This window comes from Brevundimonas sp. AVps7 (genome assembly GCF_058681545.1).
The window spans coordinates 615648-640362 of sequence record NZ_CM178742.1 but is presented as its reverse complement, the minus strand read 5'-3'; the positions used below and the strand labels follow the sequence as shown (position 1 = coordinate 640362).

The following is a 24715-nucleotide window of genomic DNA, read 5'->3' as shown; positions in this document are numbered from 1 at the left end:
CCTCGGCTGAAACAGTTAGCAGGCGCTAAATAGCGGAAAATTCTGGGCAAAAGTCCGGCGTCTCGCGCAACCGTGCAGGTGGTTCGGGAGTATCTCCCTGCGGAACGGGCTCATCGACGCAGGATTTTCGGATGTCAAAAACAGACCTCATTATCGACGCCCTCGACCAGCGGGTGGAGCGGCGCAACGAGCGGCGCAACTTCTTCAAATGGGGCGGCGGCTTCGCTGTCGGCGCCGTGGGCGGCGCGGTCCTGGGCGCCTGCTCCAGCTCCAGCGACACTGCTGTGGCTCAGAACCCGCCCGCCGGCGCGCCCAATCTGGATGTCGAGATCCTGAATTTCGCGCTCCAGCTCGAGTATCTTGAGGCCCAATTCTACTCCTTCGCCGCCTTCGGGACCGGCCTGCCGCAGAGCTCTCTGAGCGGCACGGGGACGCAAGGCGCGGTCATCGGCGGACGTCAGGTCGCCTTCTCCGACCCCCTCGTTCGCCGTTACGCCAACGAGATCGCGGCCGATGAAGTGGCGCACGTTAACTTCCTGCGCACCGCGCTCGGCAATGCGGCCGTGGCCCAGCCAGCAATCGACGTCGGCGGAACCGATCCCAACGGCGCCTTCTCCAGCGCCGCGCGCGCCGCAGGCCTGGTCGGGCCGGGTCAGGCCTTCGACCCGTACCTGAACGACAACAACTTCCTGCTTGGCGCCTTCATTTTCGAGGACGTCGGCGTGACCCTGTACAAGGGCGCTTCGCCGCTGGTCACCTCGAAGGTGTTCCTGGAGGCCGCAGCCGGCCTGCTGGCCGCCGAGGCCTACCATGCCGGGCTGGTTCGCACGGTGCTGACCGCCAAGGGGCTTGAGACGCCGGTTCTGGCGATCTCCAACGCTCGCGACAGCCTCGACGGCGCGACCGACCTGGATCAGGGCATCACCGCGACAGGAGCAGGCAATGCGCAGGCGTCGAACATCTTCCCGGGCGATGCCAACGCCCTGGCCTTCAGCCGCACCGTGCAACAGGGCCTGAACATCGTTTATCTCAAGCCGGGCTCAGGCCAGACCAGCGGCGGCTTCTTCCCCGCCGGCCTGAACGGTCCGGCCGGTTTCCGCACCACCTGATTACTGGCACGATCAAGGGAGCCCCGCCTGCGGAAACGCAGGCGGGGTTTCGCTTGTCCGGGGCGCAGAGTTAGGCTGAAGCGAATCGCGGACGGAGCGGAAATGACACGATTGATGCTGCTGTTTCTGGCGTGCGTCTTGGTCACGGCATGCGGGCGAGATCAGACCGACACCTCCGCTTCCGACATGCACAGGGCGGCGGTCGATAAGGCGCGCATGGAGGCGGCCGAGGCGCAGGCGGCATTTGCGACCGCCGAGCGCACCGGAACCCGCCGTGACTTCGAGACGGCGAAGACGGAGGCGGATCAGGCGGACGGAGCGATCGCGGTGGTCGAGGCCGTCGCGGCCGAGCATCAATGAACGACCCGGTCGGACGTTGCGCCTGGTGCGGGACCGACCCGCTCTATGTCGAGTATCACGACACCGAATGGGGCGTGCCTGAGTATGACGCCCGCGCCCTGTGGGAGAAGCTGGTGCTGGACGGGTTCCAGGCCGGGCTGGCGTGGATCACCATCCTGAGAAAGCGCGACAGCCTGAGGGCCGCCTTCGCCGGGTTCGATCCCGATATGGTGGCGAAGTTCGACGACGCGGACCGGGCGAGGCTGATGGCCGATCCCGGCATCATCCGCTCGCGGGCCAAGATCGAGGCGGCGATCCGGGGCGCGCAGATCTTCGTCGAGATGCGCGACAACGGCGAGGATTTCTCCGCCTGGCTGTGGTCGTTCGTGGACGGAAAGCCGGTGCAGGGCGAGCGGGTCGGCGGCGACATTCCGACCCAGACCGAGGCCTCCGTCGCCATGGCCAAAGCGCTGAAGAAGCGGGGCTTCAACTTCTGCGGCCCGGTGATCGTCTATGCCTTCATGCAGGCGACCGGAATGGTCAACGACCATGTCGCCGGATGCTTCCGCTGCGAGGACGTCCGGGCTATGGGCGCGTCGTGACACTTCCCGATCCGCATAGGCTTACCTCCCACCGTGCACCCCGGCGAAGGCCGGGGTCCAGATCACGGTCACCGTCAGCAGGGATCGAGCGATGGTCCGTGCTGCTCGGAGGTCTGCATTCGCCATCTGGACCCCGGCCTTCGCCGGGGTGCACGGTGAAAAAGTGAAGACAGCCAGGAAAAACCCGAAAGCCTTCCCGACACTGGCGCTCGAGACCCTGCTGGCCCAGCGGGTCGGCGGGCTGGTGTGCGGTGTGGACGAGGCGGGGCGCGGGCCATGGGCGGGGCCGGTGTCGGCGGGCGCGGTTATCCTGAGCGCCGACAACATTCCCGAAGGCATCGACGACTCCAAGGCCCTGACGGCCGCCCGGCGCGACGCCCTGGCGATAGAGATCAAACGCTGCGCCGTGGCATGGGGCGTCGGGTTCGCTTCGCCTGAGGAGATCGAGGACCTGAACATCCTGCAGGCGACGGGTCTTGCCATGTGCCGGGCGATCGAGGCGATGAGCGTGCAGCCGAAGGCGGCGCTGGTGGATGGCAACTACCGGTTCAAACTGCCCTGTGATGTGGAGACGGCGGTGGGGGGCGACGCCCTGTCGCTGTCGATCGCGGCGGCATCGATCCTGGCCAAGACGGCGCGGGACAGGATCATGATCGAGATGGACGCCGAATACCCCGGCTACGGCTTCGCCTCGCACAAGGGCTACAATGCCCCGATCCATCAGGCGGCGCTGAAGGCGATGGGACCCTGCGCCATCCACCGGCGCAGCTGGTCGCCGATCAAGGCGCTGCTGGAAGCCTAGACGCTCATCATCCCGCCCAGCAGGGCGCCGAGCAGGGCCGCGACGACGCAGCCGATAGCGATGACGATCCAGCGCGGCAACTCTTCCGTTTCGCCCGGTCGGACGTCGTAGGTGCGGGGCGCGATGGCGTCAGCGCGGGACAGGAAGTCGTTGGCCGGACGGCTGTCGAACCGGGTGGCGGAGGGCGCGCGCCAGGCGGCGGTCTGCCAAGCGGTCACGGCGTCGCGAACGGCGCCCGGACGCGTGCGATAGCCTTGGCCTTGGGTCACGATCATCTCTTCCATGCCGCCTTAACGACGCAGTGAGACCCTCGTTCCCCGAATGGTCAAGCTGCGAGCGCGAAGGGCCGTTCGGTGACCACGAACAGATATTCGACGTTGCGCAGACGCCCCACCGCCCCGACCTTTTCGCCCTTGGGATTATGGATGCCGATCCGGGCGCCGACGTAGCGGGGGCGCGGGATTTCAACCACCTGCACATGGCCGCGCGCGGACAGCATTTCGACCAGCTGATCGCGGCTCAGATAGCCCTCGTCGTTGAACGAGACGATCAGGTTGGGGGCGCGGATCGCCTCGATCACCGCCTGCAGCGCCGGGCCGATGCCGGGGCGGGAGTTGAAGGCGCTCTTGCGGGTCTTCACATCGATCCGCTTGTTGGCGATCCCGTAGGTCTCGGGCCGGTCCCACAGGATCAGGCTTTCCCAGACATGGTAGTTCCCGAGGTAGGAGTGCTGGTTGTAGGGCGGGTCGAGATAGACGAGGTCGCCGTCGAAGGCTGCGGCCGTCTCCAGCGCATCGGCCCGGGTGGCGCGGCAGGGGCCGGAGGCGACAGCGGGATGCAACGACGGCATCCGCAGTTCGAGCGGCTTCAGCGCCCGCGCGGCCCAGGACTTCATATAGGCCATCTGTAGCCCTGCCGTGGAATCGACCCGGTCGGCGGCCTCCATCAGGCTGACGAGGGCGATAGCCTTGAGTTCGGGCTCAAGCCCCATGACCTCGATCCGGTCGCGCATGGCGTCGATGCGGGCGCCGTTCTCCGGCGTGAAATAGCGGGCGTCCTCGCAGAAGGCCCGCGTGAACCAGCCGGGTGATGCGGGCGTAGCGGAGAGGTCGGCGAGGACGGCGGCGGCCTTGTCAGCCCAGACGTCGCGGTCGGCCTGGACATAGGCGGTCGCGAGGGCGTGGGCGTAGGCGTTGTGGTCGTTGGACCAGACGCGAAACCCCTCCCCCTTCAGCGCATGACCGACGCGGGCGGTGCCGGAGAACAGGTCGCAGACATAGCCGCCCTCCGGCAGCAGGCTGCGGACGGCGGCGGCGATCGGATCCAGCAGGGCCCGTTTCGAGCCGAGGTATTTGATCATGGACGCTCGAGCCGCCTCTGCGACATCCTGACGGCGATAACGTCGCTTTCCGACTCGCTGCCTCGTCAAATTTGATGATGATTTGCGGGAGCTGTCGAGTGGAACATGACGGGTCGAAGAAGAGGGTCATGAACCAGTTGCGCCTCCGAACAACCACCTTCCTCCTTGGAGTGCTCAGTGCTCTGTTCGCCACGGCCGGGCCGGTCACGGCGCAGGCCGTGGACTCGGCATCCGATCCCGCTGCGATCGCTGAAACGCAGCGCGTCGAACGCGAGTGCCGTAACGGCCGCGGCGAGCCGGAGGCATGCGGTGTTTACGGCTACCGCCTGCTCAACGGTTTCGGCGTCGACAAGAATGACGTCGAGTCGCTGAGGATATCTCGCAATGCCTGCGATCGGGGGGCCTTTTTCGCCTGCAACAATGTGGCGGTGATCCTTCGGTTCTCGGAGGCCGTTCCGCACGATGTGCCGATGGCGGTTCAATATCTGGAGCGGGGTTGCGATGGCGACCATGCCGTCTCCTGCCTGACGCTGGGATACATGCGGCGCGACGGGCTCGGGATTGCTGTCGATGTCGAACGGGCGCGTGGCCATTTCAACTTCGCCTGCATCCACGGGGCCGGGGAAGGCTGCCGGATGGAAGGGCGGATCTGGGCCGACGGCGTGGGCGGCACCCAACAGAATGAGGGCAACGCCGTCACCAGCTTCCGCATAGGTTGCGGGCGGGGAGACATGGAATCGTGCGCTCTTGAAGGATACATGGCCCTTATGGGCCGAGGGATCCCGCAAGACGGCGGTCTGGCCGTCCGTCAGTATCTGACCGCCTGCGAGGGTGGGGTCGCATTCGCTTGTGAGAACATCGAAAGCATCCGCAATGCGGGGACCGGCTTCCTCGGCTATGCCGAGCTGATGGCGAGAGAGGCGCAGAGCATAGCCTTTCCGCCCAGCCTTCCCGCCGAGCAACGCTACATTCTGGCGTCCGCCGCACTGGCGAACGGGCAAACCTCCCTGGCGGTCGGTGCGTTCGAGACCCTCGCCGAAGAAGGCCTGGCAGACGCCAACTTCATCCTCGCCCAGATGTTCTACACCGGCCAGGGCGTGGCCATGGATCGACCGAGAGCCCTGCGTTACTTCCAGCGGGCCGCGAACAGGCAGCATCCTCACGCCATGTATGTGCTGGGTCAGTTCAACTGGTACGCCATAGACATGGACTGGAACCCGGACTGGGGCATCGCGATGATGCGGGGCGCCGAGGAGGCGGGATTGGCAGAGGCCGGACCCATCTGGCGGCAGTGGCAGGCAGAGCGGAACGCCTATTTCGATGGCCGTGACGCCGCCAATCGTCAGATGGCGATCGAGAGCGAACGCTCACAGGCCGCCGCCGACGCGGCCAACATGGCGCGGATCTGGGGTCTCTATTCCAGTAGCCAGAACCAGCAGGGGAACGGTCAGGTCTGCGGCACCATCTACCGCAACAACCAGGCGAACCATGAGTGCATGGCTCGCGAGACGTTCGATAACTACTACAACCCCAACCGCTAGGGTTTAGCGCTTCTTGCCCTTGGCCGGAGCGTGGGCGAGGCGGAGAAGGTTGGCGGCGCCGGGCGCCCCGAACGGGGTTCCGGCGAGGATCAGGATGCGCTGGCCCGGTTCGGCGAGGCCGTATTCCATGGCGGAGTTGACCGCGTCGTCGGTGACGTCTTCCAGACTGGTCGGCTCCTTGCCGAGGCGCGGCTCGAGGCCCCAGACGAGGGCGAGCCTGCGGGCGGTCTCAGGCTTGGGCGTCAGGGCAAGCACGGGCTGGAGCGGCCGTTCGCGCGACATGCGGCGAGCGGTGCCGCCCAGCGTCGTGAAGACGACGATGCAGGCGGTCGACTGGGCCTCGCCGGCCTTGCGGGCGGCGGCGACCAGGGCGTCGGCGTCGAAATCGTCCATGCCCGCGTGTTCGGCGTCCATCAGGCTGGGCCACAGGGGGTCGGCTTCAACACGTTCCATGATCCGGTTCATGATGCCGACGGACTCCAGCGGATAGTCGCCGGACGCCGTCTCGGCCGACAGCATCAGGGCGTCGGCGCCCTCATAGACCGCATTGGCGACGTCGGAGGCCTCGGCGCGTGTGGGCGCGGGTGAGGAGGTCATCGATTCCAGCATCTGGGTCGCCACGATGACCGGGATGCCGCGCTGGCGGGCGGCGCGGACGATGCGCTTCTGGGCGACAGGGACTTCTTCGGCCGGCATTTCCACGCCGAGATCGCCGCGCGCGACCATCACGCCGTCGCAGTAGTCGAGAATGCTTTCGAGGGCGTCGAGGGCCTGGGGCTTTTCGATCTTGGCCAGACAGGCGGCGCGGCCCTTCACGATCTGCTTCAGCTCGGCCATGTCCTCCGCTTTCTGAACGAAAGACAGGGCGACCCAGTCGACGCCGATCCGCAGGGCGAAGTTCAGGTCCTCGCGGTCCTTGGGGGTCAGGGCCGAGACCGGGATGATGGCCTCGGGCACGGCGACGCCCTTGCGGTCCGACAGTTTGGAGCCGCTCTCGACCGTCACGTCGCACCATTCGTCGGTGCGCTTGCCGACGCGCAGACGGACCCGGCCGTCGTCGAGCAGCAGCAGCATGCCTTCGCGCAGGGCCTTGAAGATTTCCGGATGCGGCATCTGAACCCGCGTCGCGTCGCCGGGCGTCGGGTCCAGGTCGAAGCGCATCCTGTGCCCCGGCTTCACCGAGATCTCGACATCGGCGAAGCGGCCAAGGCGCAGCTTGGGTCCCTGCAGGTCGGCGAGGACGCCCAGTGGACGCTTCAGCGCCAGTTCGGCGCCGCGCACGGCCTTCAGGTTGGCGGCATGGTCTTCATGCGAGCCGTGGGAGAAGTTCAGGCGGAAGACATCCACCCCGGCCTGGGCCAGAGCCTTGACCATGCCGGGAGCCCGGCTTGCGGGTCCCAGCGTCGCGACGATGCGCGCGCGGCGTGCTCTGTTCATGGTTGTCCCGTTGGCCGGTCGCGTTTCCCTGACGCTGTTGTGCCACGAAACGCGCCGGGGGGAAGGATGCCGCTGTCCGGGGAAACCAGAAGTGAGTCTCTGTTACGGGACGCCTTGGCTCAGAAGCCGAGCCGGCGTGCGAGGCGGGAGAAGAAGTTCGGGCGCGGCGGGGTCGTCGCGGCGACCTCGGCGGCCGGCGCCGGGGCGGGCGCGGACGCCGGCTCGGCCGGACAGTCGCCTGCGCCATAGACACGCAGGTCGAGGCAGCGACCGTCGATCGTGTCGGCGGGCTTGAGGCCCATCAGGTTGGCCAGGGACGGGGCGATGTCGACCGTGCGGATCTGCCAGAACCGCTCCTGACCAGGCCCATTCGGACGCCAGAACAGGATCGGCACGCGGCGGTCGTAGTCCCAGACGGAGCCGTGGCTGGCGATCGCGCCGCCCGGTCGGGTGTGGCCGGTCAGATAGGGGCCGTAGGCGAGCATGATGTCGGCGCCGGAGTCGGCCACGACGCTGAGTCGCAGGCGATCCCGGACGGTCAGGACCTCGGGTTCGGCATCGCGGGCCGGCAGGGGATCGGCCAGAAGCTCGTCGGTGGCGACGGCGAGGCTGACCGTCGGTTCCTGATTCAGGAGAGCCACCGCGCGGGCGATGATGGGGTCCCGCCGGGACCGGGGCAGCAGCACATGGCTCGCGTCGGCGACGATCAGGCCGGTAAGGCCGTTCTGCAGGGGCGCGTACATCAGGCCGAACTCGGCCTGCAGACGCTCGTTGATACGCGGCAACAGGGTGCGGTCGTTGCGACCCGCCGGTGCGCCGCGTTCGGCCATCCGCTCCGGAGAATCCGACCCGCCGTGGTCGGCGGTCAGCACGACGACGGCGCCGCCCGGGACGGCCGCGACCTTGTCGAGGAAAACGCCGAGCGCCGCGTCCATGCGCAGCATCTGCTCGCACATCTCGGGGCCTTGTGTGCCGTAGGCGTGGCCGATCTTGTCGGTGCCCGAAAGGCTGACGCCCAGCATGTCGGTCACGCCGCGACGGCCCAGTTGCTGGCGTTCCAGCAGGTCGGTCGCCGCCGCCAACGTGGTCTCGTCCAGGGCGGGCGAGTCTTCGAGATTGTAGTGTTCGGGCGGCAGGTCGACGCGCAGAACCGTGTCGTAGAGTGTGCTTTGACCAGCCAGTGGACGGCAGACGTCGTGCTGGTAGGTCCAGCTTCCGACCGGGTCAGCGGCGTAGCGGGCGCGGTAGGCGGCGTTGAACTCGGCCACCGGCGCGAGGCGGGCCTCCGCCGTCTGACCCGGTTCGACATAGGTCGTCAGGCCGAATCCTTCCTGGACCCAGTAGGCGCCGTCGGGATGGTGGCCGGCCAGGGTGATGGCGCCGCGGTCCTTGCCGGACACGGCATAGACCCGGCTCTGCGGGCTGACTGCCTTGAGCCAGTCGGGCAGCAGGGTGACGCGGATGTTGTCCGGGCCCACGCGACCATTCTCGCCCTCCCCGCCGTCGGCCAGGGTGTTCTGCGGCGCGGCCAGACAATAGACTTCCAGCCCCGTCGTGGGATCGATCCATTCGTTGGACGGGATGCCGACCGTCGTCGGGAAGGCGCCGCTGAGCACCGTGGCGTGGCCCGGGCAGGTCTTGGTGATGCCCTGGGCCTGAAAACCGTTGGCGTACACCAGACCGTCGTCGATCAGGGTGCGCAGGCCGCCGGTGAAACGGCCGCGATACTGGTTGAACAGGTTGGCGCTGAACTGGTCGATGACGATGGTCACGACGAGGGCCGGGGGCTGGACCGCGTCCCGCGCGGCGGATGCCGGGGCCTGAGCCTGCGCCGCCAGCGGCGACAGCAGGGACGCGGCAAGGGACAGGGCGAGCGGAGCGGACAGTCGGGACATCGGGACACCGTAGAGGTTGCGATCGCCCCGCTTAGACCGCCTTGGTTACGTCTCCAAGACGGGCGTCGCGTCGCGTTGACAGGGGCGCTGGCCAAAGCCTAGGTCGCGAACGAAACGAGGGCCTCCATGACCATGCTGAAAGTCCTGATCCCGCTGGGCGCGAGCCTGCTGGCGGCCTGTTCCGGGGAGCCCCCGAGGCCGGACAAGGCCGAGGCGCCCGTGGTCCAGGTCGCCGACGTGACCCAGTTGACGGGCGATGCCGAGGCGGGACGGATGGGCTTCGGCCAGTGCCGCAGTTGCCATACTGTCGAGGCCGGGGTGAACCGGGTTGGGCCGAGCCTGCACGCCATCGTCGGCCGACCGGTCGGGACGGTGGCGGACTATCGCTACAGCACCGCCATGGCGGCGGCGGGCGGCGTCTGGGACGAACAGCGGCTGTATGACTTCCTGGAAAAACCGCGCGAGCACATCGTCGGCACCAAGATGACCTTCCCGGGCATCAAGGATGGCCAGCGCCGGGCCGACATCATCGCGTACCTGAAGACGCAGGCCGACTGAAACCTACATCGTCGCGCCGAGGCGCCAGGGCTGGATCTCGTCTTCGCCGAAGCCGAGCGCTTCGGAGGCTGTGACCTTGCCGGAGGCGGTGGCGAGGACGGTCTCGAAGATCTCGGCGCCGAGGGCGTCCAGTGACATCCCCTCGTCCAGCACCCGGCCGCAGTCGATGTCGATGTCGTCGGGCATGCGGCGGGCGAGCGCCGAGTTGGTCGCCAGCTTCAGACTGGGGGCCGGCTTGGCCCCGAAGACGGAGCCGCGACCCGTGGTGAAGCAGATCATCGTCGCCCCGCCCGCGATCTGGCCGGTGGCCGAAACGGGGTCGTAGCCGGGCGTGTCCATGAAGACGAGGCCGTGGGCCGTCACCGGCTCGGCGTATTCGTAGACGGCAGACAGGGGCGCGGAGCCGGCCTTGGCCACGGCGCCGAGCGACTTCTCCAGAATGGTCGTCAGGCCGCCGGCCTTGTTGCCGGCCGAAGGGTTGTTGTCGAGCGAGCCGCCGGTGGTCTCGACGTGACGCTCCCACCAGGCGATGCGGCTCATGAGCTTGGCCGAAACCTCGGGCGAGGCGCGGCCGGTCAGCAAGTGTTCGGCGCCGTAGATCTCGGGCGTCTCCGACAGGATAGCCGTGCCGCCCTGGGCGACGATCAGGTCGACGGCTCGGCCGAGCGCCGGGTTGGCCGTCATACCGGAATAGCCGTCCGATCCACCGCACTGGAGACCCACGACCAGTTTCGACACCGGCTGGGGCGTGCGGGTCAGGGATCCGGCGCGATCGGCCATCTCCATCAGGCGGTCGACGCCGCGCTGGATGGTGGAGACGGCGCCGCCCTCGTCCTGGATCGCCATGACGCCGAGATCGGCCGAGCCGGTCATCCCTTCGGCCTCCATCAGGCCGGAGATCTGGTTGGTCTCGCAGCCGAGGCCCAGCATCAGGACGCCCGCGACATTGGGATGGCGCGCATAGCCCGACAGGGTCCGGCGCAGCATGTCCATCGCCTCGCCCTCCGACGCCATGCCGCAGCCCGAGCCATGGGTGATGGCGACGACGCCGTCGATATGCGGATGGCTTTCGCCGAGCCGCGCCTCGACCTCGCGGGCTATGCGGCGCGCGACCATGGCCGAACAGTTCACCGAGGTGACCACCGCGAGATAGTTGCGCGTCCCCACCCGGCCGTCGGCGCGGAGGTAGCCGTCGAAGGTGCGGGGCTCTGCCGGCGCGGCAGACACGCCCGCGACGACACCGGTGTCAGCGCGGGCCGAAATATCGCCGATGCCGAGGTTGTGGACGTGGACCCAGTCGCCGGGCGCGATGGCGGCAGTCGCCGCGCCGATGACCTGGCCGTACTTGCGGACCTGCCCGCCGACGGCGACGGGCTTGAGCGCGATCTTGTGGCCGGCGGGGACGTCAGTCGTGGCGGTGACGCCATCGACGGTCTCTCCAGCGGTCAGGAGACGGACGGCGACGGCGACATCGTCGTCAGGATGAAGGCGAAGAATGGACGGGGAGGACATGGTCCTCCCCGCCTAGCATGCCCCCAACCAAACGTCAGGAGGGGGACACGTCAGGGGTTGGAAACGTCAGGCCGCAGGTGCGGCTGCGGCTTCCGCCGCCAGTTTCTTCTTCGAACGGCCGCGGCCGAACCGGTAGACGGCGAAGGCGATGGCGCCGCCGATGGCCAGGATGATGATCGTGGTGATCGGGCGGAAGGCCAGCCAGGCCAGGGCGATGGTCACCGTGCCGACGATCAGACCCAGGACGAAGCCGATCAGGCCCGTGCCCATCCGGACGATCGTTCCGGCCAGCGGCAGGACATCGGCCAGCACCCCGAACGGCGCGAGGATCAGACCAAAGCCGACCATCAGAAGGATCATGCCGACGACGCGGATGATCCAGGCGATCATGTTGTTGGCGTCCTGGGCCGACTGGAACATGTCGCCGGCGGGCACGTCGCCGTCCGCGACCAGGAGAAACTCCGAGCCATTGCGGGCCCGGTAGTCGAGGAAGTTGTCGCCGTTCTGTCGGGCGACGACGCTGATCTCCGACGCCGGGGTGACCTCGTAGGAGACGCGGGTGTCGCCGATGACGGGCGTCTGTGCGTTCTCACCGAAGAAGATCGTACCTTGCGACACCGTATGGCTGGACGCCTCGCCGGCGGCTGCGTCGATGGCGTCGGTCTGTTCCGTCAAATTCAGGGCCTGGGCGCCGCCCACCTGGCTGAGGACATTCTCTTCCAGCCGGTAGTCGCCCAGCGTCGCGTCGGTCGCATAGATATCCGCGCTCTCGATCGGCATTTCCGGGTTTTCGTGACCGGCCGGGGTGTTGAAGGCGCTGGAATCGATCGCGGCCGAGGACCAGACCTTGCTGTAGGTATAGGTGGTGACGGTCTCTTCGCCGCCGCCCAGCTTGGTGCGGCTCTCCGATTTCGACTCCTCCTGCCACTGGTACATTTCGGCTGTGCGCGACAGCCTCACGCCGGTCGCGGAGACGCCGAACTCATTGTCCTCCAGCGGCGCGGTCACCGCGACCTGGCCCGAGACGTGGACCAGCGCCTGGTCGTTGGCGGGATCGATCGGCGAGACGGGCGCCTCGATCACCGCGCCGGCGCCCTCGGTCAGGCCGCGCGCGACCTTGACGGCGTTGCCCTCGTTCCAGGCCAGGCCCCAGATGCAGGCGAAGATCAGGACGATGCCGACCAGAACGCCGGCGAAGGCTCCGCCGATACGGCTGAACCAGCCCTTGTTGGTGGTGACTGTGACTTGATCCGGCATGTGCGCCCCCCACGAGCAATGCGGTCGAATCCCGACCGTAAGGCGCGCAGATATAGCACCGCTTCGTCAGCGCGATAGCGAGGGTCGGCATACGGAAGCTGACGGCCTCCGCCTGTTCGAAAACTCAGACCCCGCGCCAGTCCCGCCACCAGGCGACGAACCGGCCCAGCCCCTCGGCGAGGGCGACCCTGGGCGCATAGCCGGTCAGGGCGTTCAGCTTGGAGACGTCGGCATAGGTCGCCGTGACGTCGCCGGCCTGCATCGGCCGCATGATCCTGACCGCCTCGCGACCCAGCGCCGCCTCAAGCGTGGAGATCATGTCCATCAGGCCGACCGGGCTGGAATCGCCGATGTTGTAGACCTCGTGCCCGCCCCGGACCGGCGGGTTGTCGAGCACGCCCACCACCCCGTCGACGATGTCGTCGACGAAGGTGAAGTCGCGCGCCATCTTTCCCTCGCCATAGACCTCGATCGGGTCGCCCCGCATGATCTTCTCGGTGAAGCTGAAATAGGCCATGTCCGGTCGCCCCATCGGTCCATAGACGGTGAAGAACCGCAGGCCCGACTGGGGGAAGCCATAGAGAGAGGCGTAGCTCTGGCTCAGCAGTTCGCAGGAGCGTTTGGTGGCCGCGTAGAGCGAGACGGGGCTGACCGTCGGATCGTCCTCGCGGAACCCCCCGGAACCTTCGGCGCCCGACAGAGGCCGGTCGCCGTAGACCGAGCTGGATGAGGCGTAGACCAGATGCTCGACGCCGTTGTGGCGGCAGGCTTCGAGGATCGACAGGTGTCCCTGCAGGTTGGAGCGTTGGTAGGCGAAGGGGTTCTCGATCGAATAGCGGACCCCGGCCTGGGCGGCGAGGTGGACGACGCGCCTCGCGCCCGAGGACCGGACCAGTTCGGCCATCGCCTCGGCCTCGGCGATGTCGGCGCGGACCATGCGGAAGGCGGGATACGCGGCCAGCCGTTCTGCCCGCAGGTCCTTCAGGGCCACGTCGTAGTAGGCGTTGAAGTCGTCGACGCCGATCACCGTCTCTCCGCGCTGGAGCAGGCGTTCCGCGACATGCATGCCGACGAAGCCGGCGGCGCCGGTGACGATGACCGTCACGGCGTTCAGCCCCGGCCGATGCTGGTGTAGGCGAAGCCGCGGGCGCGCATCTCGGCGGGGCGATAGACGTTCCTCAGATCGACGATGACCGGCGCGCGGGCCAGGAGCTTGATGCGGTCCAGATCGAGTGCGCGGAACTGGTCCCACTCGGTCAGGATGAGGATGGCGTCGGCGTCCTCGATCGCGCTGTAGGCGTTCTCGCGATAATCGACGTCGGGCAGAAGCTTCTTCGCCTCGTGCATGCTCTCGGGATCGTAGGCCTGAACCTTCACGCCGGCGGCGATCAGGGCCGGGACGATGTCGAGGCTCGGCGCATCGCGCATGTCGTCGGTGTTCGGCTTGAAGGCCAGGCCGAGGATACCGACGGTCTTGCCCGCGCCGGAACCACCCAGGGCCGCGATGACCCGGTCGGCCATGGCCTTCTTGCGGGCGTCGTTGACCTCGACGGTCGTCTCTACCAGCCGGACCGGCGTGCCGTACTGCTGGGCCGTCCGGACGAGAGCGACCGTGTCCTTGGGGAAGCAGGAGCCGCCGTAGCCCGGACCGGCGTTCAGGAATTTCGAACCGATCCGGCCGTCCAGACCGATGCCTTTGGCCACCTGCTGCACGTCGGCGCCGACCTGTTCGCACAGGTCCGCGATCTCGTTGATGAAGGTGATCTTCAAAGCGAGGAAGGCGTTGCCGGCGTATTTGATCAGTTCCGAGGTCCGGCGCGACGTGTAGATGACGGGGAAGTCGTTGAGGCTGAGCGGGCGATAGACCTCGGCCATCACGGCCTTGGCGCGGTCATCTTCCGTACCGACCACGACGCGGTCCGGGCGTTTGAAGTCCTCGATCGCGGCGCCTTCGCGCAGGAACTCCGGGTTGGAGACGACGGCGAAGTCGGCGTCTGGATTCACGCGGCGGATGATGGCCTCGACCTCGTCGCCGGTGCCGACAGGAACCGTCGACTTGTTGACGATGACGGTGAAGCCCTCGACCAGTCCGGCGATCTCTTCGGCGGCCGAATAGACGTAGGACAGGTCGGCGTGGCCGTCGCCACGACGTGTCGGGGTGCCGACGGCGATGAAGATCACGTCCGCCGAACGGATGGCCTCCGCGCCGTCGAGGGTGAACGACAGCCGCCCCGCCTTGACGTTGTCGGCTACCAGCTGATCCAGCCCGGGCTCGAAGATCGGGATCTCGCCCCGGTGCAGCCGCTCGATCTTGGACGGGTCCTTGTCGACGCAGACGACCGTATGGCCGAAATCGGCGAAACAGGCCCCGGACACCAGGCCGACATAACCGGTGCCAATCATCGTGACGCGCATCAAAATATTCCCAGCGAGAGCGCGGGCAGCCTTAGCCCAGTCGCCCCGGCGGCGCAAAAGGCGGGCGCTACCTCCTGTTAAGCGTGTCCACTTACGCGATCTTGAGCCGGAAAGATCAGTGTAGGCGCATGACCGACGCCTCTCGCATCTCCCTGCCCGAAGCCGTTGCGACCGACCGCCGCCAGCAGGCGCGCACGCCCTTCCGCAAGGCGCGGCGCGAGCGCGAACGCGTTCGCCTGCTCGGCCAGACCGTGGATCTGGTGCGCCCCGAAGAAGTGCTGCACCACGTCGAGACCTGGGTCGACGCGCGCCGCAAGGTCCTCATCGCCAACCACAATCTGAACAGCCTCGCCCTGTTGCAGAAGGAGCCGAGGCTTCAACGCTTCTACGACAGGGCCGATCTGGTCGAGGTCGATTCCACCCCCCTGATCCATTTCGCCAGGCTGCTGGGCCTGCACGGCAAGGCCTTCCATCGCTGCACCTATCTGGACTGGCGCGACCATTTCTGGAGCCTCGTCAACCGCAAGGGCTGGCGGGTCATGTACGTCGGCGGCGCACGGCATGTGGTCGAGCGGGCGCGCGGACGACTGGCCGCCGAATATCCAGACGCCGACATTCGAGCGCGCGACGGCTATTTCATCGCCACCCCGGGCTCACGGGACAACACGGTCGTCGTCAACGAGATCAAGGCGTTCGACCCGCACATCCTGTTCGTCGGCATGGGCATGCCGCGCCAGGAGCTGTGGATCCTCGACAATCTGGACGCCCTGCCCAACTGCGCCGTCTTCTCGGTCGGGGCCGCCTTCGACTACGAGGCCGGAGAGCAGAAGGCCGCGCCGCGCTGGATGGGGCGGATGGGGCTCGAATGGCTGTTCCGCCTGGTCCACGATCCGAAGCGGCTGGCGCGCCGCTATCTGATCGAGCCGTGGAGCCTGAGTCACCTGATCCTGGCGGATATCTGGACGGCGTTTCGCGCGAAGCGGCCTGGCCGCGTGGTCTAACTCGCCAGGGCCGAAGTCGTGATCGTCACGCGACCGGCGCGACCCGTCGCCTGAAGCAGGGTCCGCGTCTCGCCCTCGAGCCGGACCGCCGACAGCACATTGGTCAGGTAGGCGCCGGTGTCCACGCCGATGCGGCGGGCGTCGGAGTAGACCGCCTCGACAGGGGTGTGGCCGTGGACGACGACCTGCTCGAACAGGCCGGCGTGATCCAGGAAGGGCTGGCGAATCCACATCAGATCCTCGGGCGACTGGACCGCCAGGGCGATGCCCGGCCGGGCGCCCGCGTGGGCGAAGAAATAGTCGCCGATGGAGACCGAGTTCTCCAGATCGGCCAGCAGATCACGATGCGAAGCCGGCAAGGCCTCGGCAAGGGCGCGCGAGGCGTCGGCCCAGGCCCGGGCGTCGCCCCGCATCGGCGGGGGGCTGACGCCGTAGGAGGCCAGGGTGTCGCGACCGCCAAAGTCGCACCACGACGGGCCAGACTCCGGTTCGTGGAGGAAGGCCACCATCCGCTCCTCGTGATTGCCGCGGATGAGATGGACTTCCAGCGCCGGATCGGCGGCCAGATTGACCAGCTGGTTCAGCACGCCTTTGGAATCCAGTCCGCGATCAACGTAGTCACCGAGGAAGACGACGACCTTTCGCTTCGCCGCCGCCGCATACAGGTCGGCGCGGATGGCCTGGATCAGGCGGTCGGCCAGATCGGAGCGTCCGTGGATGTCGCCCACCGCCCAGATGACGCAGTCGGACGGCGTGCGAGACGCCGCCCGGGCGGGCCGATTGGGGAACAGGCGGGACAGCATGCCGATCACATGCCCCCTCGCCTGACCGCGTTCAAGCCGAACCCGGGGGACGACAACCTTAACGCCGGAGGTTCAGTCGCGGATGAAGTGGGGGACGAAGCGCGAGACGTTGCGCGTGATGCGGCCCTCATCCTCGCGCACCGACATGCCGGCCGGTTCCTCACCCACGACCCATGAGCCGATGATGGCATGGCGGCCGTCGAAGACGGGCGGCGCATGCACGGCCTGGAGGATGGCGCGACCGTCGTAGCCGCCGTCCTTGCCCGCTTCGGTCCCGCTCGGCTCCACGATCGAGATATTGTCGCCCTCGCGAGAGAAAAGCGGCTTGCGGACGTGGGCGGACGACAGGGCCGAGGCCCCGGGGTCGTCCTCGAACCAGCTCTCAAGCAGATTGGGGTGGCCGGCATGGCGCTCCCACAGCAGCGGCAGGATGCCCTTGTTGGAGAGGATCGATTTCCACGCCGGCTCCAGCACCGTGACCTCGGCCGTCGGCAGGGGTTCGGCGTAGTCGTCGCGCAGCATCTGTTCCCACGGATAGAGTTTGAACATGGCCTGGATCAGCCAGTGCTCCTCGTCCACGAAGCGACCGTCGGCGTTCAGGCCAATGTCGCCGATGGCCACGAATTTGGGATCGAGCCCGGCCTGTTTGGCCAGATCCTCGAGGAAGCGGACGGTCTGGCGATCCTCGACGAAGTCGGGGTCCGACGAGAAATGTACGAAGCCGCCGTTCGGGAAGATGGCGTGGAAACGGGCGACAAGCTTCTCGTGCAGGCTGTTGAATTGGTCGGCGCCGGCCGGAATCGAACCGTCGGCGATCCGGTCCTCCAGCCACAGCCACTGGAACACTGCGCTCTCGTAGATCGAGGTCGGGGTGTCGGCATTGTACTCATAGAGTTTCGCCGGGCCCTTGCCGTCGTAGGCGAAGTCGAACCGGCCATAGAGGGACGGGTCGCCCCGCTTCCAGCTGTCGGCGACGTAGTCCCGGAGCTTCTCCGGGATGTCGAGCTGAGCCATCAGCCGCTCGGACTTCACCGCCTCGTCGACGAGGTCGAGGCACATCTGGTGCAGTTCGGCGGTCGGCGCCTCGATCCCCTCCTCCACCTCCTGAAGGGTCAGGGCGTAGGCGACATTATCCGACCAGTAGGGATCGCCCGACGTGTGGTGCCAGGTGAAGCCGAGGCTGTCGGCCTTCGCCTGCCAGTCGGGACGTTCGGGGAGGATGAGGCGTTGCATGGTGCTTCCTGTCTCCTCCCCGTTCGCCGCTTGGCGAATGGGGAGGTGGCGCGACGCGGCTTCGCGTCGTGACGGAGGGGGCGAGGGAACGGCTGAAGTAAGGCTGGTCGTGCTCACTCGCTGAGTCGGTGTCGCCCCCTCCGTCTCCTTCGCTTCGCTACGGATCCACCTCCCCATCGCTGCGCGACAGGGAGGAGATTCAGTGTCAGCCCGGGTCCTTGTCAGCAGCCGGCGTCGCCTGACCGATGCGTGGCGTGACCACCGTCACGTCCTGTTGCGTCAGTCGCGCCAGGACATCGTCGGCCGACGAATGGCCCGGCAGGATGCCGGCTTCCTTCAGCTTGGCGTCGAGGTCGGCGCCCGTGCGCTTGTCCTCGAACTCCTGACCCACGCGCAGACGCTCTTCCTGGACCGCCTGACGCTGCTTGATGCGCTGAAGGCTGTCGGCGGCCGAGCCGATGCGCGAGTGGGCGCCGGCCGATTGCAGGGCGACGGAGGTCTGGGCGCGCTGGACACTCTCGTTGACCTTCACGATGTCGATCTCGCGACGCAGGGTCTCGATCTTCTGGTCGGTCGAGGCGATGGCGGTGCGCAGGCGGGCCTCGGCGGCCTTCATGTTCTCGATCAGCGGGCCGCGCGTGCCGATCTCGGATTCCAGCTCGGCGATCCGGCCGGCGACTTCGCGGGCGAGATCGGTCTTGCCCTGGCCGAGGGCGGCGCGGGTCGAGCTCTCGTACTTGGCGATCTGGTCGCGGAACGAGGTCATCTCGTTTTCGGCCATGCGGCGGCGGGCGACGAGGCCGGCGAGGTCGTCGCGGGCCTTCCCTTGCGCCGTATCGGCGTCGCGGATTTCCTGATCGAGGATCTTCAGGGCGTTCTGGTCGACGACGCCTTGCGCCGCATCATGGGCGGTGCCGCGGAACAGGGCGGAGAGTTTGGCGAGCATGGACATGTCTGTGATCTCCGAAGGGTCAGGCGGCGCCGAAGGTGTCGCGAAGGCTGGTCGCGTCGATGGCGTTCTCGGCCAGGGTCCGCAGTTCGATGAGGATAGTCTGAAGCGTCGTCTTCGAAGACAGCTCGCCCATCAGTTCATAGACGTCCTGATCCCCGACCGTGGTGATGGCGAAGTTCGACAGTGGCACGACGCGCTGGGCCTTGAGCAGGAACTCGTTGAAGCGGGCGGTGTCCGCCTGTTCCGACACGGGCCACAGCAGGACCGAGACCACGATCTGGGCGCCGCCGACCGACAGATAGATCGGCAGGTCGCCGTACTCATGCATGGTCGCCAGCAGCACGGGGTCGGCCCCCTCCAGCACGCGCAGGGTCATTTCCCCCTCGCGAACCAGCGACGAGTCTTCCAGCGCCGCCTTGACGGCGGGAACGGTCCAGGCGGTTTCGATGACGGCGTCCATGTGAGGATCGGCTCCGGTTGATGGTAGTGAGGTGGGGCGTGGGCGGCGGGGCGCAAGCGCGGGACCCCGGGTCGAGTCGGTGACGATGGCGTGGACAGCGGCCCGGACATCGTCGCGGCAGTCACGGGGGACCCAGAACTCCAGCTTGACCTGACCGGCGTCGCGACGCGCCTTCCGCCAGGCGCGGATGCGATCCGTGCCGGGCGATGCAGTGATGTTCGTCGCGTCCGCCATGTTGCATGTAACGCGTAACATGAACGCTTGACGTTCGACAAGCGGGATGCGAATTTCATTCGTGGCCGCGACCGATGCGGCGTAAAGACCGGACCATGTTCAAGCGTCTCTTCGGCGGACAACCTGCTGCGGAACCCGTCAATCGACTGGCGGTCGTGCGCAATATCACCCTGGGCCGGACCGTGTCTCTGGACCCGCTGGCGTGGCGACGGCTGCAGCCCGAGACGGTCTTCAACCTGGATCGCGACGCGCTGGAGATCACAGCCCAGGGCACGATCGCCCTGGACAGCGGCCAGCATGTGCACCGCTTCTATACCGACGACCATGTGATGCTTCAGGCCATGAGCGACGACGCTTCAGGCGCCGAGGCCTATGACTTCTCCCTGTTCATCCCCTGGACCAGCGCCTATCCGCCCGGGCCGCGCGAGCGCCGCCTCTGGACCGATCGGCTCAGCGAGCCGGTGTTCGACGGGGCGGCCGAGGAACTGCCGTCCTATCCCCGATACTGGTTCGCCGAGAGCGATGCGCGCCAGCCGCCGGTGACCCTGTGGGAATCGATCTGGGACGACCGCACGGCGACTGTCCCCTATGGCCGGATCTTCCAGACCTGCATGCTGTATGCGCGCGACCTGTCGGGCGGGCGCGAACTGATGCTGGCGCTGGAGATGGAGCCCGAGAAGGCGCCCGGAAAATCGGCCGACATCAGCCACGAGATCATGGTCGGCATCCCCCTGGAAGTCGGCGAGTTCACGGCGTGAGCCGCTCTGCAACGAAGGAATAGAGACACGATGGACTGGTTCGCATTCCAGACGGGGGCCACCGCCTTCGTCATCGCCTTCGCCGCGGCGGGCGTCTTCACCGTGGCGTTCAAGCTGATCTACCAGTGGGTCACGCCCTATCATGAGCGGACCCTGATCCGGGATGGCAACCCGGCGGCGGCGATCGCCCTGGGCGGCGCCCTGATCGGCTATGTCCTGCCGCTGGCCTCGGCCCTGTCGCACACCGTCAGCCTGATGGAGTTCGCGGCCTGGGCGACGCTCGCGGGCGTGATCCAGATCGGGGTCTTCGTGGTCATCAGCCGCCTGGCGTTCCGCAATCTGGCGACGCGGATCGAGGCGGGCGAGATCGCGGCCTCCATCTATCTGGCGTCCATTTCCATCTGCGTCGGCTTGCTGAACGCCGCCTGCATGACGACCTGAGGGCAAGATGAGCGACACCCCCTCCCCCGCCGAGACCACGACCATGCGCCGCATGAAGCGGTCCCGGACGCTGCAGGTCACCAGCCTGATGGCCACGGCCTCCTTCTCGCTCGCCGCCTGCGGCGCGCCGCAGGTCGCTGTGCCGGAGCCCGTACCGGCTTTGGCCTACACCTCGCTCGACGAGTGCAAGGCCGCCAACGACATATCGGACACCGAGTGCGACGCGGCTGAGGCCAACGCCCGCACCCAGGCCGAGACCACCGCACCCCGCTACGCGACCCAGTCGGAATGCGAAGGCCAGTGGGGACCGGACCAGTGCCGTCCGAACAGCTCCGGCGGGTCGTTCTTCACGCCCCTGCTGACCGGGTTTGTGATCGGCCAGATGCTGAACGGCGGCGGCTATCGCGGCGGCGGGGGCCTGTATCGCGACCGCGACGGCAACTACCAGAACGGCTACGGCGGCGGCTATCTGAGCCGCGACTACCGCACGGGTCGTCAGGTCGCCAACGGCCGCGACTACGGGACCGACGTCGCGCGTCAGGCCCCGAGCCGGGTGCAGAGCCGCACCACCGTCGTCTCGCGCGGCGGCTTCGGCGGCGGCGGACGGGGCTACGGGGGCTAAAACCCTCTCCCTTCGGGAGAGGGTCTTTTTGTCAGTGCCCGCCGGTGCTCGGCGCGGCGCCGATGGCGTGGACCTTGGCGCGCGAGGCGGCGACCGCGAAGATCACCAACAGCACATAACCGGCCAGCGGCACGAAGAAGGCTGGATTGATGACCCCGGCGGCGTCCGCCACACGACCGGCGACCAGCGGCAGGATCGCTCCGCCGATGATGCCGAACACCAGCAGCCCCGAGGTGGCCGAGGCCGGGGCGGTGCTGCGCTCCAGCGTCAGGGTGAAGATGGCCGGGAACATGATGGAGTTGAACAGCCCCACCGCCAGCGCCGCGAAGGCGGCGGTCGCGCCGCCCGTCTGGGTCACGACGGCGCACAGGATCGCCGCCAGGGTGGTGAACACGATCAGCAGGGTCGCCGCCGGGATCCGGGTCAGCAGCGCACTGCCCGCGAACCGGCCCATCAGGGCGCCGGCCCAGTAGAGGGCGACCAGACGGCCCGCGTCGCTGACCGACAGGCTGAGGATGTTGGGCGCCTCCAGGAAGTTGGTCATCAGGCTGCCGATGGCGACCTCCGACCCGACGTAGATGAAGATGCCGATCGCGCCGAACACCGCCCAGCGCGACTTCAGCGCCTCGAACGGCGACGCGCCCCGCTCGGTCGAGACCGTGGCGGCCGCAAGCTTGGCCCGGATCATCCAGATGAAGCCGGCCAGCAGGGCGAAGAAGACGGCCAGACCGATGAAGACGGCGTCGATATTGGCGAGGGTCTGGGCGCGGAGCGCGGGGTCCAGGACGGTGGGCGCCGCTTCGACCGGAGCCGCGGGCGCGACCGAGGGCGCGAGGCCGCCGATGTAGTTGTGCAGGAAGACCAGCCAGCCGACGGCCAGGCCGATGGCGGCGCCCAGCGGGATCCAGCCCTTGAGGTCGCGGCGAAGACCGCCCAGCAGGGCGCCGGCCACGAGGCCGAAGACCACGCCAAGGCCGAGCAGGATCAGGGCGCTGAACGAGCCGAGGGCCGTCACGCCGCCGGCGACGAAGATGCCGCCCGACAGCATGACCGTCGCACCCAGCAATGGCCCGACCACGGTGCCGAGGGAGTTGAACGCCTGGGACAGGACGAGGCGGAAGTGCGATCCGCGCTCCGACCCGAGGGCGGCGGCCAGAGGGTTGGCGGCGACCTGCAACAGGGTAACCCCGCCGCCGATCACGAACAGGGCGGCCAGAACGCCGGGGTAGAAGTCCAGGAGGGTCGACAGCGGCACGATCAGGGCGCCCAGCACCATGACGCCGAGCGCGCCCACGATCGAGCGCGCATAGCCCAGACGCGCCAGAACAAAGGCCGCCGGAAGGGCGAAGACGCCATAGGCCGTGAACCAGGCGAACTGGGTCAGCAGGGCCTCGGTGAAGTTCAGCGAGAAGACCCCGCGCACCGCTGCGACCAGGGGGTCGATCAGCGAGGTCGCGAACCCCCAGGCGAAGAACAGGGTCGTGACATAGGCGAAGGCGAGGCCCGTGCCTTTTGCCGGCGTGGTGGTCGTCTCGGTCATCCTGGCCTCGTTTCCTGTCGGGCGTGGGTCGCCCGTAACCGCTTACGCCCCATGCCTCACGCGGATCGGCCGCGCCGTCCAGCCCGATCTTGATGCGCGTAACGAAAAGTGGCCACACCGCTTCCGGCGGTGGACGGCGGGCCAAGGGGGTGATCTGGTCCGTTCATGAACCTTTCCGCCGCGGCTTCCGACCCTCAGAACCCTGCCCCGTCCAGCCGTGAATGGTGGCGCGGCGCCGTCATCTATCAGGTCTATCCGCGCTCCTTTGCCGACACGAACGGCGACGGAGTCGGCGACCTGCCCGGGATCACGGCGCATCTGGACCACATCGCCTCGCTGGGGGTGGATGCGATCTGGCTTTCGCCCTTCTTCACCTCGCCGATGAGGGACTTCGGCTACGACGTCGCGGACTATGTCGGGGTCGATCCGATCTTCGGCACGATCGAGGACTTCGACCGGCTGATCGCCCGAGCGCACGCGCTGGGCCTGAAGATCATCATCGACCAGGTCTATGCCCACACCTCCGACGAACACGCCTGGTTCCAGGAAAGCCGGCGGGACCGGACCAATCCCAGGGCCGACTGGTATGTCTGGGCCGAAGCGAAGCCGGAGGGCTCGCCGCCCTCGAACTGGCAGTCGGTGTTCGGCGGCCCGGCCTGGACCTGGGATGCGCGCCGGGGCCAGTACTACATGCACAACTTCCTCAGCTCGCAGCCGCAGCTGAATACGCGCAGGCCTGAAGTTCAGGATGCGCTTCTGGACGCCGCGCGCTTCTGGCTGGATCGCGGCGTGGACGGCTTCCGCTGCGACGCCCTGAACTTCTCGATGCACGACCCGGCCCTGACCGACAACCCGCCGGTCGAAACGCCCGGCAAGCGGACGCGGTCGTTCGATTTCCAACAGCACATTCACAACCAGTCCCAGCCCGAGATCCTCGATTTCCTGACGCGGCTGCGGGCCCTGACCGACAGCTATGACGGCGACCGGTTCATGGTGGCCGAGGTCGTGGGCGACCGGTCCGATGAGGAGATGAAGCTCTATACGGAGGGCTCGACGCGGCTGCAGTCGGCCTATGGCTTCCTCTATCTGTACGCCGACCGGCTGACGCCCGATCTGGTCCGGCAGGGTCCGGCGCAGTGGCCGGGCGCGCCGGGCGAGGGCTGGCCGTCGTGGGCCTTCTCGAACCACGACGCGCCGCGCGCCATGTCCCGCTGGGCCGAGGGGCGGGACCCCGGGGCCTTCGCCGAGATGGCCCTGCTGCTGCTGATCTGCCTGCGCGGCAACGTGTTCATCTACCAGGGTGAGGAACTGGGACTGCCCCAAGCCGAGGTGCCGTTCGAGCGGCTGGTCGATCCCGAGGCCATCGCCAACTGGCCCGAGACCCTGGGTCGCGACGGCGCCCGCACGCCGATGCCGTGGAGAAAGGACGCGCCCTTCGCGGGCTTCTCGACCGTCGAGCCATGGCTGCCGGTCGATCCGCGGCACGCGGCATTGGCGGTCGAAATCCAGGACGCAGACCCGGCTTCGACCCTGCATCTGGCGCGGCGCCTGATCGCCCTCCGTCGCGCCCACCCGGCGTTGAGGCTCGGGTCGATGACCGTGCTGGAGGCGAAAGACGACCTTCTCCTGTTCAGGCGCGAAACCGACAACAATGTCCTCCTGTGCGCCTTCAACCTCGGGCACGCGCCTGTCGCCTGGTCGATCCCCGCCGGCTGGCGGGTGCTGGACGGGGTCAATCCGGGCGACCTTCAGGCGCAGCTGCCGCCGATGGCGGGCGTGATCCTGGCGCGCGGCTGATCCCCATCGCGAAACGAAAAAGGCGCGCCCGGGGGCGCGCCTTCTCC

General features: G+C 67.7%; 24 protein-coding genes. 11 read left to right on the top strand and 13 right to left on the bottom strand.

Translation table 11 applies throughout. The annotated features are described in order from the left end of the window. The first annotated feature begins 131 nt into the window (after nt 1–131). The 4 genes from ACW17Y_RS03205 (at nt 132) to rnhB (ending at nt 2852) form a co-directional block, all read left to right on the top strand. Entirely contained in the window at nt 132–1109 is a 978-nt protein-coding gene (locus ACW17Y_RS03205) for a ferritin-like domain-containing protein (protein ID WP_492037344.1), read from the top strand. A 114-nt stretch (nt 1110–1223) separates the two neighbouring features. Beyond that, on the top strand, nt 1224–1469 hold the full coding sequence (locus ACW17Y_RS03200; protein ID WP_492037343.1) for a hypothetical protein: 246 nt from the start codon (nt 1224–1226) through the stop codon (nt 1467–1469). Next, nucleotides 1466–2050, top strand: a complete 585-nt coding sequence (locus ACW17Y_RS03195; RefSeq protein WP_492037342.1) for a DNA-3-methyladenine glycosylase I — start codon at nt 1466–1468, stop codon at nt 2048–2050. Before ACW17Y_RS03200 ends, ACW17Y_RS03195 begins: the two co-directional genes overlap by 4 nt. 91 nt (nt 2051–2141) lie before the next feature. Beyond that, nucleotides 2142–2852: a ribonuclease HII gene (rnhB, locus tag ACW17Y_RS03190; protein WP_492037341.1), complete on the top strand. Its 711-nt coding sequence runs from the start codon at nt 2142–2144 to the stop codon at nt 2850–2852. Here rnhB and ACW17Y_RS03185 read toward each other — a convergent pair. Together ACW17Y_RS03185 and ACW17Y_RS03180 are read right to left on the bottom strand one after the other, a co-directional pair. Next, the gene (locus ACW17Y_RS03185) at nt 2849–3121 is read right to left on the bottom strand and encodes a hypothetical protein (protein ID WP_492037340.1); all 273 of its coding nucleotides are present in this window, start codon (nt 3119–3121) and stop codon (nt 2849–2851) included. The two genes, rnhB and ACW17Y_RS03185, sit on opposite strands and share 4 nt — an antisense overlap. Before the next feature lie 56 nt (nt 3122–3177). Next, nucleotides 3178–4212: a DNA adenine methylase gene (locus ACW17Y_RS03180; RefSeq protein ID WP_492037339.1), complete on the bottom strand. Its 1035-nt coding sequence runs from the start codon at nt 4210–4212 to the stop codon at nt 3178–3180. A 128-nt stretch (nt 4213–4340) separates the two neighbouring features. Between ACW17Y_RS03180 and ACW17Y_RS03175 the strand changes: the two genes are divergently transcribed. After that, nucleotides 4341–5753, top strand: a complete 1413-nt coding sequence (locus ACW17Y_RS03175; protein WP_492037338.1) for a tetratricopeptide repeat protein — start codon at nt 4341–4343, stop codon at nt 5751–5753. Nucleotides 5754–5756: 3 nt separating this feature from the next. On the opposite strand, the gene pyk is transcribed toward ACW17Y_RS03175, so the two are convergent. Together pyk and ACW17Y_RS03165 are read right to left on the bottom strand one after the other, a co-directional pair. Beyond that, a complete protein-coding gene (gene pyk, locus ACW17Y_RS03170; protein WP_492037337.1) occupies nt 5757–7190 on the bottom strand; it encodes a pyruvate kinase in 1434 nt (477 codons plus the stop codon). A gap of 119 nt (nt 7191–7309) precedes the next feature. After that, nucleotides 7310–9085, bottom strand: coding sequence for an alkaline phosphatase family protein (locus tag ACW17Y_RS03165; RefSeq protein WP_492037336.1), 1776 nt, complete (start codon nt 9083–9085; stop codon nt 7310–7312). A gap of 126 nt (nt 9086–9211) precedes the next feature. Between ACW17Y_RS03165 and ACW17Y_RS03160 the strand changes: the two genes are divergently transcribed. Continuing rightward, nucleotides 9212–9643, top strand: coding sequence for a c-type cytochrome (locus ACW17Y_RS03160; RefSeq protein ID WP_492037335.1), 432 nt, complete (start codon nt 9212–9214; stop codon nt 9641–9643). 3 nt (nt 9644–9646) lie between these two features. Here the strand turns inward: ACW17Y_RS03160 and ACW17Y_RS03155 are convergent, their stop codons facing one another. The 4 genes from ACW17Y_RS03155 to ACW17Y_RS03140 form a co-directional block, all read right to left on the bottom strand. Then, nucleotides 9647–11155: a UxaA family hydrolase gene (locus ACW17Y_RS03155; RefSeq protein WP_492037334.1), complete on the bottom strand. Its 1509-nt coding sequence runs from the start codon at nt 11153–11155 to the stop codon at nt 9647–9649. Between the two features lie 66 nt (nt 11156–11221). Beyond that, a complete protein-coding gene (locus ACW17Y_RS03150; protein ID WP_492037333.1) occupies nt 11222–12412 on the bottom strand; it encodes a TMEM43 family protein in 1191 nt (396 codons plus the stop codon). A gap of 124 nt (nt 12413–12536) precedes the next feature. Then, on the bottom strand, nt 12537–13478 hold the full coding sequence (locus ACW17Y_RS03145) for an NAD-dependent epimerase/dehydratase family protein (RefSeq protein WP_492038232.1): 942 nt from the start codon (nt 13476–13478) through the stop codon (nt 12537–12539). Between the two features lie 44 nt (nt 13479–13522). Then, nucleotides 13523–14827 (bottom strand): UDP-glucose dehydrogenase family protein, encoded by a 1305-nt coding sequence (locus tag ACW17Y_RS03140; RefSeq protein ID WP_492037332.1) that lies wholly within the window; start codon nt 14825–14827, stop codon nt 13523–13525. Nucleotides 14828–14955: 128 nt separating this feature from the next. On the opposite strand from ACW17Y_RS03140, the gene ACW17Y_RS03135 reads away from it, so the two are divergent. Further along, complete coding sequence (locus ACW17Y_RS03135; RefSeq protein ID WP_492037331.1) at nt 14956–15828, top strand: WecB/TagA/CpsF family glycosyltransferase; 873 nt, start codon at nt 14956–14958, stop codon at nt 15826–15828. Here the strand turns inward: ACW17Y_RS03135 and ACW17Y_RS03130 are convergent. From ACW17Y_RS03130 to ACW17Y_RS03115, 4 genes are all read right to left on the bottom strand, one after another. Beyond that, nucleotides 15825–16631: a metallophosphoesterase family protein gene (locus ACW17Y_RS03130; protein ID WP_492037330.1), complete on the bottom strand. Its 807-nt coding sequence runs from the start codon at nt 16629–16631 to the stop codon at nt 15825–15827. The two genes, ACW17Y_RS03135 and ACW17Y_RS03130, sit on opposite strands and share 4 nt — an antisense overlap. Nucleotides 16632–16703: 72 nt before the next feature. Continuing rightward, a complete protein-coding gene (locus ACW17Y_RS03125; protein ID WP_492037329.1) occupies nt 16704–17864 on the bottom strand; it encodes a glutathionylspermidine synthase family protein in 1161 nt (386 codons plus the stop codon). A gap of 205 nt (nt 17865–18069) precedes the next feature. Next, nucleotides 18070–18816, bottom strand: coding sequence for a PspA/IM30 family protein (locus ACW17Y_RS03120; protein WP_492037328.1), 747 nt, complete (start codon nt 18814–18816; stop codon nt 18070–18072). Between the two features lie 19 nt (nt 18817–18835). Continuing rightward, nucleotides 18836–19510 (bottom strand): YjfI family protein, encoded by a 675-nt coding sequence (locus tag ACW17Y_RS03115; protein ID WP_492037327.1) that lies wholly within the window; start codon nt 19508–19510, stop codon nt 18836–18838. 95 nt (nt 19511–19605) lie between these two features. Between ACW17Y_RS03115 and ACW17Y_RS03110 the strand changes: the two genes are divergently transcribed. Genes ACW17Y_RS03110 through ACW17Y_RS03100 form a run of 3 tightly spaced genes read left to right on the top strand, consistent with a single transcriptional unit; the run spans nt 19606 to nt 21331 of the window. Next, on the top strand, nt 19606–20268 hold the full coding sequence (locus ACW17Y_RS03110; RefSeq protein WP_492037326.1) for a YjfK family protein: 663 nt from the start codon (nt 19606–19608) through the stop codon (nt 20266–20268). A gap of 30 nt (nt 20269–20298) precedes the next feature. Next, entirely contained in the window at nt 20299–20709 is a 411-nt protein-coding gene (locus ACW17Y_RS03105; RefSeq protein WP_492037325.1) for a DUF350 domain-containing protein, read from the top strand. Between the two features lie 7 nt (nt 20710–20716). Then, the gene (locus tag ACW17Y_RS03100) at nt 20717–21331 is read left to right on the top strand and encodes a DUF1190 domain-containing protein (RefSeq protein ID WP_492037324.1); all 615 of its coding nucleotides are present in this window, start codon (nt 20717–20719) and stop codon (nt 21329–21331) included. A gap of 31 nt (nt 21332–21362) precedes the next feature. Here the strand turns inward: ACW17Y_RS03100 and ACW17Y_RS03095 are convergent, their stop codons facing one another. Continuing rightward, nucleotides 21363–22871 (bottom strand): MFS transporter, encoded by a 1509-nt coding sequence (locus ACW17Y_RS03095; protein ID WP_492037323.1) that lies wholly within the window; start codon nt 22869–22871, stop codon nt 21363–21365. A gap of 165 nt (nt 22872–23036) precedes the next feature. Here ACW17Y_RS03095 and ACW17Y_RS03090 point away from each other — a divergent pair, with 165 nt between their 5' ends. Beyond that, a complete protein-coding gene (locus ACW17Y_RS03090; protein WP_492037322.1) occupies nt 23037–24668 on the top strand; it encodes an alpha-amylase family glycosyl hydrolase in 1632 nt (543 codons plus the stop codon). Nucleotides 24669–24715: the final 47 nt, after the last annotated feature.

Excerpts from the sequence above, each read along its gene's own strand:
- ACW17Y_RS03110 (WP_492037326.1), top strand. The coding sequence starts at position 19,606 with ATGTTCAAGCGTCTCTTCGGCGGACAACCTGCTGCGGAACCCGTCAAT.
- ACW17Y_RS03105 (WP_492037325.1), top strand. The coding sequence starts at position 20,299 with ATGGACTGGTTCGCATTCCAGACGGGGGCCACCGCCTTCGTCATCGCC.
- ACW17Y_RS03205 (WP_492037344.1), top strand. The coding sequence starts at position 132 with ATGTCAAAAACAGACCTCATTATCGACGCCCTCGACCAGCGGGTGGAG.
- ACW17Y_RS03115 (WP_492037327.1), bottom strand. The coding sequence starts at position 19,510 with ATGGCGGACGCGACGAACATCACTGCATCGCCCGGCACGGATCGCATC.
- ACW17Y_RS03140 (WP_492037332.1), bottom strand. The coding sequence starts at position 14,827 with ATGCGCGTCACGATGATTGGCACCGGTTATGTCGGCCTGGTGTCCGGG.
- ACW17Y_RS03155 (WP_492037334.1), bottom strand. The coding sequence starts at position 11,155 with ATGTCCTCCCCGTCCATTCTTCGCCTTCATCCTGACGACGATGTCGCC.
- ACW17Y_RS03100 (WP_492037324.1), top strand. The coding sequence starts at position 20,717 with ATGAGCGACACCCCCTCCCCCGCCGAGACCACGACCATGCGCCGCATG.
- ACW17Y_RS03130 (WP_492037330.1), bottom strand. The coding sequence starts at position 16,631 with ATGCTGTCCCGCCTGTTCCCCAATCGGCCCGCCCGGGCGGCGTCTCGC.
- pyk (WP_492037337.1), bottom strand. The coding sequence starts at position 7,190 with ATGAACAGAGCACGCCGCGCGCGCATCGTCGCGACGCTGGGACCCGCA.
- ACW17Y_RS03095 (WP_492037323.1), bottom strand. The coding sequence starts at position 22,871 with ATGACCGAGACGACCACCACGCCGGCAAAAGGCACGGGCCTCGCCTTC.
- ACW17Y_RS03135 (WP_492037331.1), top strand. The coding sequence starts at position 14,956 with ATGACCGACGCCTCTCGCATCTCCCTGCCCGAAGCCGTTGCGACCGAC.
- ACW17Y_RS03120 (WP_492037328.1), bottom strand. The coding sequence starts at position 18,816 with ATGTCCATGCTCGCCAAACTCTCCGCCCTGTTCCGCGGCACCGCCCAT.
- ACW17Y_RS03180 (WP_492037339.1), bottom strand. The coding sequence starts at position 4,212 with ATGATCAAATACCTCGGCTCGAAACGGGCCCTGCTGGATCCGATCGCC.
- ACW17Y_RS03195 (WP_492037342.1), top strand. The coding sequence starts at position 1,466 with ATGAACGACCCGGTCGGACGTTGCGCCTGGTGCGGGACCGACCCGCTC.
- ACW17Y_RS03175 (WP_492037338.1), top strand. The coding sequence starts at position 4,341 with ATGAACCAGTTGCGCCTCCGAACAACCACCTTCCTCCTTGGAGTGCTC.
- ACW17Y_RS03160 (WP_492037335.1), top strand. The coding sequence starts at position 9,212 with ATGACCATGCTGAAAGTCCTGATCCCGCTGGGCGCGAGCCTGCTGGCG.
- ACW17Y_RS03150 (WP_492037333.1), bottom strand. The coding sequence starts at position 12,412 with ATGCCGGATCAAGTCACAGTCACCACCAACAAGGGCTGGTTCAGCCGT.
- ACW17Y_RS03090 (WP_492037322.1), top strand. The coding sequence starts at position 23,037 with ATGAACCTTTCCGCCGCGGCTTCCGACCCTCAGAACCCTGCCCCGTCC.
- ACW17Y_RS03200 (WP_492037343.1), top strand. The coding sequence starts at position 1,224 with ATGCTGCTGTTTCTGGCGTGCGTCTTGGTCACGGCATGCGGGCGAGAT.
- ACW17Y_RS03125 (WP_492037329.1), bottom strand. The coding sequence starts at position 17,864 with ATGCAACGCCTCATCCTCCCCGAACGTCCCGACTGGCAGGCGAAGGCC.
- ACW17Y_RS03145 (WP_492038232.1), bottom strand. The coding sequence starts at position 13,478 with ATGCATGTCGCGGAACGCCTGCTCCAGCGCGGAGAGACGGTGATCGGC.
- ACW17Y_RS03165 (WP_492037336.1), bottom strand. The coding sequence starts at position 9,085 with ATGTCCCGACTGTCCGCTCCGCTCGCCCTGTCCCTTGCCGCGTCCCTG.
- rnhB (WP_492037341.1), top strand. The coding sequence starts at position 2,142 with ATGGTCCGTGCTGCTCGGAGGTCTGCATTCGCCATCTGGACCCCGGCC.